Here is a 13,611-nt window from a genome sequence, read left to right as displayed (position 1 = left end):
CTTTCACGATAAGGAACACTCAGAAGTTCCCCCACGTGACTTCTTTCACGATACCGAGACACTCTCTGAGGATGTTATTTGGAAGGTACAGCGGTGTGGAGCCCGCCGCAATCCCCCGGCAGTTCCGGTATCCGTTTTTCTTCGCGAGCTTCAGGCTGCGGAACACATGAAAATTGTTCGTCACAATTCCCACGGAATCCTCCTTCCGGTTCAGAAACCGGCTGCTGAATTCCAGATTCTCCACAGTTGTCGTGGATTTGTCCTCCTCCAGGATCCGGTTCTCCGGGATGCCTTTCTGGACAAGATATTCCTTCATAGCCTCCGCTTCCGTGCAGGGCTCATTCGGTCCCTGCCCTCCGCTGACGATGCATACCGTATCCGGATTCTCCGCCAGATACGCCGCCGCTGCATTCAGCCTGCTTCTCAGCACCCGGCTCGGTCCTGACTCTCTGACCTGCGCGCCGAGAACGATAATCTCGTCAAGTCCGTCCGGCGCCCTGTCGTGGAAATGAGTCATGATGCATGCCGTTCCTGCTGCCACGATAACCACAGCGGCAGTGACCAGAACCGCCAGAGCGATCCGGACGGCAGGCGGAACGGCGCGCCAGTGATTCCCGTTCGTCATATATCCCGCCCAGATAATAAATGCCCCGATCAGAAACCATATTGCAAAAAATTTCGTACCCGACGCCGCGGCAAGGATCAGAAAGCCGTAACCTATGGCAGCCGCTCCGATTATAAATAACAAGATGCCCACTTTCTTCACCTCATGCTCACCTCAAAATCAGTCTTCCGGTTTGTTAGAACAGACAACCTGTCTGCGTTTTCGACGGGCTTATATAGAAAAAAAGAGGACCTCCAAACGGAGATCCTCAAGCAATCGGGGTAACAAGATTCGAACTTGCGACCTCACGGCCCCCAGCCGTGCGCTCTAGCCAAACTGAGCCATACCCCGGTAATCAGATGCTGCAGATGAACCTTGATCAAAGTATCCTTACTCACAGCACCTGATCATTATAACGCAAAGATCACACAATGTAAATCTATTTTTTTAATTGCTGACCTGGAAGTAAGTGCACTTTTTCGTCAGACGGCAGCCGAAGCCTTCGGCAGCTCCTCAGCTCTCCTCGTTGATGTAGTTGACGAGGCCGCCGGCAGAGATGATCTTCTGCATGAACGGCGGGAATGGCTGTCCCTGATACTCCGTGCCCTTTGTCAGATCGTAGATTTTTCCGGAGTCAAAATCCACCTTCACCTTGTCTCCGTTACCGATTGCCTTTGCCGCCTCCGGACATTCAATGATCGGCAGTCCGATATTGATCGAGTTGCGGTAAAAAATGCGTGCGAAGGTTTCGGCGATAACGCAGCTTGCGCCTGCAGCCTTGATGGCCAGCGGCGCGTGCTCTCGGGAGGAGCCGCAGCCGAAATTCTTGTTCGCCACGATGATGTCGCCCTTCTGGAATTTGTGCACAAATTCCCTGTCGATATCCTCCATGCAGTGTGTTGCGAGCTCCGCCGGATCTGAAGAGTTCAGATATCTGGCGGGAATGATTACGTCGGTATCTACATTATCACCATATTTGAATACTGTTCCCTGTGCCTGCATCTTACTTCCTCCTTATAAGCCGAGCTCTGCCGGAGAGCTGATCTTTCCAGTGACCGCGCTTGCCGCCGCTACCGCCGGGCTTGCGAGGTAAACCTCAGATTTCACGTGTCCCATCCGTCCTACAAAGTTACGGTTTGTCGTGGAGATGCATCTCTCACCCTCTGCCAGGATTCCCATGTATCCGCCGAGGCAGGGTCCGCAGGTCGGTGTGCTTACGACAGCGCCGGCCTCGATAAAGGTCTCGATCAGTCCTTCCTTCAGTGCCTGCAGATAGATCGCCTGCGTCGCCGGAATGATGATGCATCGGATGTTCTTCGCCACCTTGCGGCCCTTCAGGATTTCCGCAGCCTCACGAAGGTCCTGAATTCTTCCGTTCGTACAGGATCCGATGACGCTCTGATCAATCCGGATGTCTCCGCAGTCATCGATGGTATGGGTATTCTCCGGCAGATGCGGGAAGGAAACCGTGGACTTCAGCGCAGAGAGATCAATCGTCACCGTTCTCTCGTACTCCGCGTCCGGATCTGCCTCATAGACGGTCCAGCTCTTTGTGGAATGCTCCTTCATATATTCGACGGTCTTGTCGTCTACCGGGAAGATTCCGTTCTTGCCGCCCGCCTCGATCGCCATATTCGAGATCGTCAGACGGTCGTCCATCGTCAGATCCGCAACTCCGTCTCCGGTGAACTCCAGGGACTTGTAGAGTGCTCCGTCTACACCAATTTCTCCGATCAGGTGAAGGATGACATCCTTGCCGCTGATCCATTTATTTTTCCTGCCGGTCAGAACGACCTTGATAGCGGAGGGGACCTTGAACCATGCTCTGCCGGTGGCCATTCCTGCAGCCATGTCCGTACTTCCCACACCTGTGGAAAATGCTCCTAACGCGCCGTAGGTGCAGGTATGGGAATCTGCTCCGATGACAACGTCGCCGGCAACCACGAGTCCCTTCTCCGGAAGAAGCGCATGCTCGATGCCCATCTGTCCGACGTCAAAATAATTCGTGATGTCATACTTCTGTGAAAATTCACGCACCTGCTTGCAGTGCTCCGCGGATTTGATATCCTTGTTCGGGATAAAATGATCCATTACCAGTGCGATCTTGTCCTTGTCAAAAACCTGCTGCTTTTTGAAGCCGTCCATGACGTCAATGGCTACCGGTGTGGTAATGTCATTTCCAAGTACGAGATCCAGCTTCGCCTCAATCAGCTGACCGGCAGTTACACTGTCCAGTCCGGCTGCGTGCGCGAGGATCTTCTGCGTCATCGTCATTCCCATCTGTTTGTCCTCCATAAACACTCATGTTAAAAAAAATGCAGTAACCGCCATACTCTGCATAACGGCAGATCTTGTTTATTTTACAACAATTCGCGGATCCCGGCAACGAGATAAAACACGCTGCGCGAGCTTTATCTCGCTATCGCGACGCTCGCCGCACACGAATACTTCGCATTCGGCTGCGGCTCACTGTTGGCGTAAACTAAAACAAGCCAGGGGCATTCTCAGCCCCCGGCTTATATGGATACTTTTGTATATGTGGAAATGGGGATTAGTTGTTGATCAGCTTGTCCTCATCGTTCCAGCTGTACAGCTTGCGGATCTCAGCTCCGACCTTCTCTGACGGATGCTCGGAAGCGAGCTTACGAAGTGCCTTGAAGTGTGCCTGGCCGCCTGCCGGGCTCATGTCAAGCAGGAAGTCCTTCGCGAAGGTACCATCCTGAATGTCGGACAGGACTTTCTTCATTGCCTTCTTTGTCTCAGCGGTAACGATCTTCGGTCCGGTGATGTAATCGCCGTACTCAGCAGTGTTGGAGATGGAATATCTCATTCCTGCGAAGCCTGACTGATAGATCAGGTCTACGATCAGCTTCATCTCATGGATGCACTCGAAGTATGCGTTTCTCGGATCATATCCGGCCTCGCACAGAGTCTCGAATCCAGCCTGCATCAGAGCTACAACGCCGCCGCAAAGAACAGCCTGCTCACCGAACAGGTCAGTCTCGGTCTCGGTTCTGAAGTCGGTCTCCAGAAGTCCTGCACGAGCTCCGCCGATTCCTGCGCCATATGCAAGGGCAAGATCCTGTGCATGTCCTGTGTAATCCTGCTCAACAGCGATCAGGCAGGGAGTTCCACGTCCTCTGAGGTACTCGGAACGAACGGTATGGCCTGGTGCCTTCGGTGCGATCATGGTGACATCGACATTCTTCGGCGGGATAATCTGGTTGAAATGGATGTTGAAGCCATGAGCGAACATCAGCATATCTCCCTCTTTCAGGTTGGGCTCGATGTCCTTCTTGTACATAGCTGCCTGCAGCTCATCGTTGATCAGGATCATGATGATATCTGCCTGCTTTGCAGCCTCAGCCGCTGTATAAACCTTGAAGCCCTGCTCCTCGGCTCTCTTCCAGGATTTGCTGCCCTCATACAGGCCGATAATGACGTCGCATCCGGAATCCTTCAGGTTCAGTGCATGTGCATGACCCTGGCTGCCGTAACCGATGATGGCGATTTTCTTGCCGTCAAGCAGAGACAGATCGCAATCTTCCTGATAAAACATTTTCCATGCCATAATACAAGTTCCTCCATATAATTTTAGATTTTGCCGTATACAGTGGCTTATTCTGCCGTATACAGCGGCTTATATATGTTAAAGAGTAAACTCTTTAGCTAACTGATTCTATCGGGTGTGCCGCAAGTGCCGCAGCAAATCTGCCGGTCCCTGCGAAAGAGCGGCATTGAGGAAACGTTCGCTGCCAGACAGCACACCGGTCAGCCAGTTCCGGTACCAGTTCCGGTAAACGGGTGATATTGTACAGCCGTTCAGTCCAGATACGTGACATCGTCCATTCCTCTGGACAGTGCCGTTATTCCGGTACGCGCGAGCTCCAGCGTCTCATATTCCTTGGTAAGCTCGAAGAATGCCTCCAGCTTGCTCTGAGATCCGGTCAGCTCAATGATGATGGAATTCAGTCCCACATCTACGATCTTCGCGCGGAAAATATTCGCAACCGCAAGAACCTTGTCTCTCTCCGCTTCGCTGACCCGAAGCTTCAGCAGCGCCAGCTCGCGGATAACGCTTGTATCTGCGTCCAGGATCTTGATGTCTCTGACATCCACCTGCTTCTGAACCTGGTTCTTGATCTGCTCAAGAACGAGCTCGTCTCCGCTGGTCACAATTGTGATTCTGGTGAACCGCGGATCCGCGGTCACACCTGCGGTGATGCTGTCGATGTTATAGCCGCGTCTCGCGAAAAGTCCTGCGATTCTCGTAAGGACTCCCGATGTATTGTCAACCAGGATCGATAAAATTCGCTTTTCCATAACCGCCATTCCCTCTATTACTTCAAACTCTTTGTATTCTACTATGTGGAATTTCATTTGTCAACAAGTTGAATGATTTTCATCTTGCTGAAGTCTGTATTATCTCTCCAGCTGCAGACATCTTCATTTTTCCCTGTCCGTCATGAAATCCTGCAGGAATGCATTTGAAATTTTTTCGCTCCCTGAAGACGATATTAGAATACATTTTCCCGGGTATGTCTGCAAGTCAAAAATTTTCTGTATCTGGACAAGTCTTGCTGAATTGTGTTCACGTTCAACATGAATGCTATTATTCACAAGAGCACAACAATCTTACGCTTCCTCCGGCACGGTCACAGGTTCCGCGGGGATGAAGACACGGCTGTCGCCGCTGTTCTTCTGCTGCTTCGCCATCTCCGTTGCCTCCCGGCAGAAATAATCCTGCGCGATGATCCTCTCCTTGCCTTCCAGATCCTGCTTCCTGTAGGTTCCGTCCGGCTGGAGGATGCTTGCCTTCACGGTATCCGCAAGCTGAATCTCCAGGATGTGCATTGCCTGCTTCTTCGTCTCCGGCTGCAGGAGCGGGAAGACGATCTCGACACGTTTGTCCAGGTTACGGGGCATCCAGTCCGCGCTGCCCATGTAGACATCCTCGCTGCCGTTATTATAGAAATAGAAGATTCTTGCGTGCTCCAGGAAGTTTCCGACAATCGATCGCACAGTGATGTTCTCGCTGATGCCCGGGATTCCGACCTTCAGACAGCAGATTCCGCGGACGATCAGATCGATCCGTACGCCTGCAGCGGAGGCCTTGTAGAGGGCCGCGATAATTTCCGGATCGCACAGGGAGTTCATCTTCGCCACGATTCTTGCCTGCTGTCCCTCGCGCGCATGTTTTTCCTCCATACGAATCAGATGCAGGAAGCGGTCACGCATCCAGATCGGCGCAACGATAAGATCATTCCAGCGGTCCGGCTCGGAGTATCCCGAAATCATATTGAAGACCGCGGTGGCATCCTCGCCGATGTTCTCGTCACAGGTCAGAATGCCGCAGTCCGTGTACAGCTTCGCGGTGGAATCGTTGTAGTTTCCGGTTCCGAGATGAACATATCTGCGGATGCCGTCTTCCTCCTTCCGCACGATCAGCGTGATCTTGCTGTGTGTCTTCAGTCCGACCAGTCCGTAGATGACATGGCAGCCGGCTTTTTCCAGCTTCTGCGCCCAGACGATGTTGTTCTCCTCGTCGAACCGTGCCTTCAGCTCGACCAGAGCCGTCACCTGTTTGCCGTTTTCCGCCGCCTGCGCGAGCGCAGCGATGATCGGGGAATGGCCGCTGACACGGTAGAGCGTCTGCTTGATGGCGAGTACATTCGGATCGGACGCTGCCTGCTTTACAAAATCAACTACCGGCTGGAAGCTCATGTAGGGATGATGCAGGAATATATCGCCCTTTCGGATGTTGGTGAAAATATCATCATCATTCTGAAGTGCCGGAACATCCGCCGGCGTATACTTCGGAACCTTGTACTGATCAAATCCTTCTATTCCGTAGACCTTCATCAGGAACGTCAGATCGATAGGTCCCGGGATATAGAAGATATCCGGCTCCCGCACCTGGAACTCCTCTTTCAGGATCTGCAGAAGCTCCGCTTCGATGCCTTCTTCCACCTCCAGACGAATGACCTCGCCCCACTGTCTCTTCCGCAGCGACTTCTGAATCTCCACCAGAAGATCGGCTGCCTCATCCTCATCTATGCCGAGCTCCGCATTTCTCATAATCCGGTAAGGGTGCGCGCATACAACCTCGTAGCCGAGGAACAGCCGGGAGATATTTCTCTCGATGATCTCGTCCATCAGAATGATGGCGCGCTCAGACGCGTCCTTCTCCGGCAGCTCGATGAATCTCGGCAGAACAGACGGCACCTGCACGGTAGCGAACAGCGTCCGCCCGTCGTCACTCCCTTTCTTGCGGATCAAGGCTCCGATGTTCAGAGTCTTGTTCCGGATCAGCGGGAAGGGTCTGGAGGAATCCATCGCCATCGGCGTCAGTACCGGGTAGACATTCTCGTTAAAATAATCATCAATGTATGAAGCCTGCTCCGGGGTCAGCTCCTCATGACTGTTGAACACATGGAGTCCCACTTCTCTCAGCTTCGGAACCAGCTCGTTGTTGTAGTTGTCGTACTGATCCTTTACCATCGCGTGCGTGGCGTCAAGGATCGCATCGATCTGCTCTCCCGGCGTCATTCCCGCGATATCCGGCTTATTGTAATCGCTGTGCATCTGGTCCTTCAGGGACGCTACGCGGACCATGAAAAATTCATCCAGGTTTGAGGAGGTGATGCTCTCGAACTTCAGTCTCTCAAACAGCGGGATGGTACTGTCCTTTGCCTCATGCAAAATCCGCTCATCAAAACGGATCCAGGAAAGCTCCCTGTTCCAGTAATATTCCGGTTTTGCATATTCTTCGTACTCAGCTTTCATTTTCATAACTATATTCCTTTCGATTGTCACAGGCGAAAACCCACCGTCTTGAGGCCGTGGGCAGCTGACCAAAGTCTCCCATTCCTGTGCCTTCTGCACTCTGCCTGTGCTTTCTGCATCTTGCTGTACTTTCTGCACCCACGCTGCGCTTTCTGCACCTTGCTGTGCTTTCTGCATCCTGCTGTACTTTCTGCACCCACGCTGCGCTTTCTGCACCTTGCTGCGCTTTCTGCATCTTGCTGTATATTCTGCACATTCCTGTGCTCAGACGATCCGTTTCAGCTTGATCACCGGGCGGACGCCAAACACTTCATTGAAAAAGTCAATCTCCGGCTGGAGCATGCCCTCCTCAAGAGCAAAGCTCTCGCGAACCTCAACGCGGATGACAATCTTCTGTTTCTTCATCTCTGTGCTGATGTTCAGGATCTTCTGTCTGTGGCTCCGGTCAAGTCCGTTTGCCAGACGGATGATCGCGACAAAAGCAGCGACCTTCAAATACCGCTCCGTATCCAGACTGGATTCCATGACGATATCCTCGTGCTGCGGAAAATCCTCCTGGACATACCGGGCCGACAGAGCGATGATCTCCCGCTCTGCGTGAGAGAGACCGATGATTTCATTGCTCATGATGATGTTCCTGGAATTCTCGCCGATCTGGTTGAAGCCAATGAACTTTCCGACATCATGAAGCATGACAGCGACCCGGAGCATCAGCCGGTCCCGGCTGGTCATGCCCGTCAGAGGAAGCGTCGCGTCAAAAAGGCTCATGGCCGTCACATCCATATTGTTGATGTGCGGTGCGCTGACTGCGTAGCGGATTGCGATATTCTTCGCGCAGGTTACGATATCGTTCTCAAAATCATGCTTTGCCTTGAAGATATCGTGTGCCTCCGCAAACTCATAGGCGAGCCCCCGCTGCAGATGTGTGCCCGGCGTCCAGATGTTCACGGGATCCAGATCCGTCACGATCTTGTGATAGATGATGGCGGACGGCCGGAGCAGGGATGCGTATTCCACCGCGATATTATTCTCCATCGCAAGGTCGGCCACGGATTTCCCGCCGATCCTCCTGTACCACTTCTCAAACTTATCCCTGGTCAGAATACGCGTCGAGCGGTCTCTGTGCTTCGGATCCTGGAAAATCATCTCCGTGATGAAATCGCCGTTCAGAATGATGTTCTCAATCTTCAGATCCCGAATATACATGCTGCGGAACAGACTGAGGTCATGCTGAATCAGCTGCTCGACCAGATCCTCGTAATTGTCTGTTCTGCCCATGGCATTCTGCAGTTTTTCCCGGACACGGAGATTTCCGATCTTCATGTTCTGTGTGACGATCAACTCAGATTTATTAAAAATCGAGATCTGAATACTTCCTCCGTCCAGATCAACGACAGCGGTTCCCTCTCGGATCATGTCCTCGAAGCATCCCGCAATGGAGGCGATCGCCTTGTAGCTCAGGAACCGCTGCTCCGAGTTGCTCAGGATCCGGACATTCAGTCCTGTCGTCTGGCGGATCTTGCCCAGAATGAACAGATCATTTTCCGCCTCGCGGATCGCGCTTGTCGCAATCGCGCTGTAACCATCCACCTTGTAAGTGTCCATGATCTTCCGAAAATCCGTCAGGACATCACAGAGCTCATCGACCATTTCAAAGCCGATCCTTCCGGTGGAAAAAGAATCATGGCCAAGCTCGATCTTGTGCGCGATCTTATCGATGCAGTGAATGCCGTTCTTCCTGGAGATTTCAAAAATTTCAAGAGAAACCTCATAGCTTCCGATGTGGATTGCGCCGAATGTTAAAAATGCCATTTTATATGACCCCCAAATGACTAGAATAAAACGGTTACAGTATAGGCAATATCTGCCGGAATGGACATATTTTGTATTCTAAATTTCTGTTAACTCTGTGTAACAATTTTAATTTGCCGCTTTCGCGTCTCTCCATGCTCAGACTTGTTGCCTTCGAAATCACAGTCAGGCTCTTACACACGCTTCGCGTGTGACGATCCTGTCTGCGTTTTCGAAGAGCTTATACAGTCAGTAGTTGCCGAGGAGGCGAAGTCCGACTGCTTCGGCTTCGAGGCCGCGGAGTGCGTTCTTTACTGCAGGATCGCTGAGGTTTCCCTCAAAGTCGATGAAGAAGCGGTATTCAAAGGGCTTCTCCGGAATCGGCCGGGATTCGATCTTGTACATGTTCAGTCCGTTGTAGATGAAATGGGAAAGCATGTTGTAAAGGGTTCCGCAGGCGTGCGGTACGCCGAAGCATACACTCATCTTCTGCGCAGTGCGGACGAATCGGCGGCTGTGAGAGATGATGATGAATCGGGTGGAGTTCTTCTCCTTCGATAGCCCCCCTTCCTTCAGGATCTGAAGGCCGAAGTATTCTGCCGCGGAACGGCTGGCGATGGCTGCCTGGTTCTTCAGTCCCTCGCGGGCCACTTTCTCGGCTGCCATTGCGGTATTCAGTACATTCTGCTGCTTCCAGTCCGGGTGTTCGCTCTGCAGATACTCCCTGCACTGCGCGAGTCCCTGCGGGTGGGAATAAACAACGTCGATGTCATCGATCGTTGCCCCGGGAAGTCCCATCAGCATATGATCGATCTTCAGCACCTGCTCTCCGACAATATAGTTGTTGTATTCCAGGAGAAGATCATAGATGTCCGATACACTTCCCGCCGTCGAATTCTCGATCGGCAGCACTGCGAAATCCGCCTCTCCATTTGTCACAAGCTCCATCGCCTCTTTCCAGGTTTTTACATGGGTGCTCTCGATCGTATCATCAAAGAATTCCTTCATCGCCTCGAAGCTGTACGCTCCGTAGACACCCTGAAAGACAACCCGGGCATTGTGAAAATACAGATGATCCATCAGCGCGTAATCCGCCGGAAGGGTAATCCCGTTCTCGGTCAGAAGCTGATACTGACGCTTCCGGCTGATTGCCATCAGCTGCTCGAAAAGTTCCCGCACACCCCTTCTGTTGAATTCCGAATGAGCCAGACCAGACAGATTATGCAATTTTTCCTGTTCTCTCTTGCCGTCAAAGACTTCCTTCCCGCTCTTGATCTTGTAGTCCGCGACTCCTTCCACAAGCTTCATACGTTCCTCAAAGAGGCGGACGATCTCCTTGTCCGTCTTGTCGATTTCCTCGCGATAATGATCCAGTTCTGACATGCTGATAATTCTCCCGTTTGTTTTTAGTCAAAATATTCTGATTCGATTTATCCGATCGTCAGATATGCGCCTGCTGTATCGCCTCTTTCTCAATTTCCGGATCCCCCAGCAGATAGTTGATGTACTGCTGTGCGGTTCTTCCGGAGATTCCTCCATGGGTGAGTTCCCACTTGTTGGCGCCGGCCTTCAGTTCTTCGTCCGTCAGCCTGATGCCGTTCCTTCTCGCCAGGCCGATGACAATCTTGAAGAAATCCTGCTGACCCGGTTTTGTGAATCCGATGGTGACACCGAAGCGGTGAACCAGCGACAGCTTTTCCTCCATGGTATCCGACTTGTGGATGCCGTTGTCGTTCACAACATCGTCGCGGTCACTCCAGGTTTCCTTGATCAGATGTCTCCGGTTCGATGTCGCGTAGATCAGAACATTTGCCGGTTTTGTCTCGACACCGCCCTCGATGACTGCCTTCAGGAATTTGTACTCGATCTCGAATTCCTCGAAGGACAGGTCATCCATGTAGATGATGAACTTGTAGTTCCGGTTCTTGATCTTCGCGATCACATTCGACAGATCCTTGAACTGGTGCTTGTAGATTTCGATCATGCGCAGACCGTCCGGATAGAACTCATTGACAATTGCCTTGATGCAGGTCGATTTTCCGGTTCCGGAATCGCCGTAGAGCAGGCAGTTGTTTGCCTTTCTTCCCTCTACGAAGGCCTTTGTGTTGTCCACCAGCTTCTTCTTCTGGATCTCATAGCCGATCAGATCATCCAGCATCACCTTCTCCATGTTGTTGATGGCGTGGAAGGTAACATCGTTGTTCTCATCGGAAGCAATGCGGAATGCCTTGTTCAGGCCGAACATTCCGACTCCGTAATCCCGGTAAAATCCGGTCACCGCGTCAAAGAACTCATTTTCGTCCCCGGCCTGCTCCAGCTTCTCACTGAGCGTCCTGACCTTTTCGCTGACATTCTTGTTGTACATCAATTCCGGCTTTACGATGGCCTTGTAGTCCAGAATTCTCGAGAAGCAGTCAACACCGAGCTCCTCTTCCAGCCAGCTGAAATCATAATCGAAGAGTTCCTTGTAAGCCTTGAAGTCATTTTTCGCGAAATAATTGACGCTTCCGTCGCTTGCGCCGACTTTCTCACAGGTCAGACTGAAGGAGTTCTCATCCGTGATCAGCCGGAAGGTCAGATAATTGTGCCAGAGGTTCTTGTCAAAAGCGTAGTCCGTCGCGATATTGAGAATCCTCTTCACCTCATGAAAGCAGCGTGTGCGAAGCACATCCTTCGACTGCGTTTTCTCCCGCGCGTTCCGGCAGATATCCCCCATCTGCGCGAGAATACAATCCTCCGGGATGCTTCCGTATATCAATAATTTTGAAATAATGTGGTCCATAGTCTCCTCCCCAGAATAATCTTCCGTTCTCAACTGCTGTCTTCGAAAAGCGCAGTCCGTTTCCCGCGCATTTCCCTGCATTGTTGCTTTCGGAATCGCAGTTTGTTACCTGCGTCTCATGACAATGCTGCCTTCGGAAAGCGCTGCTCTTTACTGTCAGTCTCTCCGATGTCCGTGATACTTCTCCTCGCAGTACTTGCAGCGGTATACCGCATGCTCCGGATCCGTCAGGATGAACACCTGATCCAGCCCCTGTTCGATGGATGTGATGCATCTGGGGTTCTTGCATTTGATGACGTTGCGGATCTCCTTCGGAAGACCGAGTGCCTTCTTCTCGACGATCTCTCCATGCTCAATGACATTGATGGTGATGTTCGGATCGATGAATCCGACAATGTTCAGATCCAGCTGATCAACGGGGCATTCCACCTTGATGATGTCTTTTCTGCCCATCTTACTGCTTCTGGCATTCATGATCATCGCGACACAGCAGTCCAGCTGATCCAGTCTCAGGTCATGATAGATGGTCATCGCCTTGCCGGCTTTGATGTGATCCAATACAAATCCCTGCTCGATAGAACCTACATTCAGCATTTATTTTACCTCCAGCTCAAGAAGCGTGAACATCAGTGCCATTCTCATATACATGCCCCAGTACACCTGCTTGAAATAAGCGGCTCTCGGGTCGTCATCGACATCAACCGAGATCTCATTCACGCGCGGAAGCGGATGAAGCACATACATATCCTTCGGCGCGAGCTTCATCTTTTCCTCATTCAGGATGTAAAAATCCTTCATGCGGATGTAGTCGTCCTCGTTGAAGAAGCGCTCCTTCTGCACCCGGGTCATGTAGAGGATATCGAGCTCCGGAAGCGCATCCTCCAGACGGATCACTTCCTTATATTCGATGTGGTTCGGATCCAGATGTTCCTCCTTGACATACGACGGAAGCTTCAGCTCCTCCGGCGAGATCAGCACAAAGCGGATGCCGGGATAACGCACCAGAGCGCTGATCAGCGAATGGACGGTGCGGCCGAATTTCAGGTCGCCGCAGATCCCGACAGTCATGTTGCCAAGTCTTCCCTTGGTCTGGCGAATTGTCATGAGATCCGCGAGCGTCTGCGTCGGGTGCTGATGGCCTCCGTCGCCGGCATTGATGACCGGAATCGAGGACTTGGCCGCGGCCACCATAGGAGCTCCCTCTTTCGGATGACGCATCGCGCAGATATCTGCAAAACAGCTTACAACGCGGATGGTATCTGCCACACTCTCTCCCTTGGTAGCGGAACTGGTATTGCCCGAGTGAAATCCGATGACGTTTCCGCCCATATTCAGCATGGCCGTCTCAAAACTGAGCCTTGTTCGCGTGCTTGGCTCATAGAATAGAGTCGCAAGCTTCATACCATCGCAGACATGCGCGTACTTCTCCGGATTCTTCTCCATATCCGCCGCGAGCTTCATGATATGCTCGAGCTCTTCAACGGAAAGATCCAGCGGTGACATGACATGTCTCAGATTCTTCAACTGTCTGTGCATTATAAGCCTCCTTAAACGTAAGCTAAATAAATGACAATGGCTACTATGGCACCACAGCCTGATAAGCTGCGGATTGCATTCGAGTTATTTTACCGCAAATGCATATGTGGAA

General features: G+C 51.9%; 11 protein-coding genes and 1 tRNA gene. All 12 read right to left on the bottom strand.

All coding sequences use genetic code 11. From position 1 onward, the window contains the following. Window positions 1–19: 19 nt before the first annotated feature. Entirely contained in the window at window positions 20–748 is a 729-nt protein-coding gene (locus ACTQ1O_RS03385) for a YdcF family protein (RefSeq protein ID WP_441486104.1), read from the bottom strand. 132 nt (window positions 749–880) lie between these two features. Next, window positions 881–955, bottom strand: a tRNA-Pro gene (locus tag ACTQ1O_RS03380). 162 nt (window positions 956–1,117) lie between these two features. Next, entirely contained in the window at window positions 1,118–1,606 is a 489-nt protein-coding gene (gene leuD, locus ACTQ1O_RS03375; protein ID WP_441486103.1) for a 3-isopropylmalate dehydratase small subunit, read from the bottom strand. 12 nt (window positions 1,607–1,618) lie between these two features. Next, window positions 1,619–2,884, bottom strand: coding sequence for a 3-isopropylmalate dehydratase large subunit (gene leuC, locus ACTQ1O_RS03370; RefSeq protein ID WP_441486102.1), 1,266 nt, complete (start codon window positions 2,882–2,884; stop codon window positions 1,619–1,621). Window positions 2,885–3,155: 271 nt separating this feature from the next. After that, window positions 3,156–4,175 carry a ketol-acid reductoisomerase gene (ilvC, locus tag ACTQ1O_RS03365; RefSeq protein WP_441486101.1) on the bottom strand — a complete coding sequence of 340 codons (1,020 nt, stop codon included), beginning with the start codon at window positions 4,173–4,175 and terminating at the stop codon, window positions 3,156–3,158. Window positions 4,176–4,426: 251 nt separating this feature from the next. After that, on the bottom strand, window positions 4,427–4,927 hold the full coding sequence (ilvN, locus tag ACTQ1O_RS03360; RefSeq protein ID WP_441099966.1) for an acetolactate synthase small subunit: 501 nt from the start codon (window positions 4,925–4,927) through the stop codon (window positions 4,427–4,429). A 312-nt stretch (window positions 4,928–5,239) separates the two neighbouring features. Next, window positions 5,240–7,396, bottom strand: a complete 2,157-nt coding sequence (locus ACTQ1O_RS03355) for an RNA degradosome polyphosphate kinase (RefSeq protein WP_441486100.1) — start codon at window positions 7,394–7,396, stop codon at window positions 5,240–5,242. Window positions 7,397–7,654: 258 nt separating this feature from the next. Further along, the gene (locus ACTQ1O_RS03350; protein WP_441486099.1) at window positions 7,655–9,202 is read right to left on the bottom strand and encodes a Ppx/GppA phosphatase family protein; all 1,548 of its coding nucleotides are present in this window, start codon (window positions 9,200–9,202) and stop codon (window positions 7,655–7,657) included. 228 nt (window positions 9,203–9,430) lie between these two features. Then, the gene (gene pheA, locus ACTQ1O_RS03345; RefSeq protein WP_441486098.1) at window positions 9,431–10,564 is read right to left on the bottom strand and encodes a prephenate dehydratase; all 1,134 of its coding nucleotides are present in this window, start codon (window positions 10,562–10,564) and stop codon (window positions 9,431–9,433) included. Window positions 10,565–10,622: 58 nt separating this feature from the next. After that, a complete protein-coding gene (locus ACTQ1O_RS03340; protein ID WP_441486097.1) occupies window positions 10,623–11,963 on the bottom strand; it encodes an ATP-binding protein in 1,341 nt (446 codons plus the stop codon). A 156-nt stretch (window positions 11,964–12,119) separates the two neighbouring features. Further along, complete coding sequence (locus ACTQ1O_RS03335; protein ID WP_441099959.1) at window positions 12,120–12,557, bottom strand: aspartate carbamoyltransferase regulatory subunit; 438 nt, start codon at window positions 12,555–12,557, stop codon at window positions 12,120–12,122. Next, window positions 12,558–13,478: an aspartate carbamoyltransferase gene (pyrB, locus tag ACTQ1O_RS03330; protein WP_441100114.1), complete on the bottom strand. Its 921-nt coding sequence runs from the start codon at window positions 13,476–13,478 to the stop codon at window positions 12,558–12,560. Between the last annotated feature and the right edge of the window lie 133 nt (window positions 13,479–13,611).

Origin of the sequence: Bilifractor sp. LCP21S3_A7, assembly GCF_052118825.1 — a bacterium.
Taxonomy (GTDB): Bacteria; Bacillota; Clostridia; order Lachnospirales; family Lachnospiraceae; genus Bilifractor.
The sequence above is the reverse complement of the archived record's forward strand: the minus strand, read 5'-3'. Positions and strand labels throughout refer to the sequence as shown.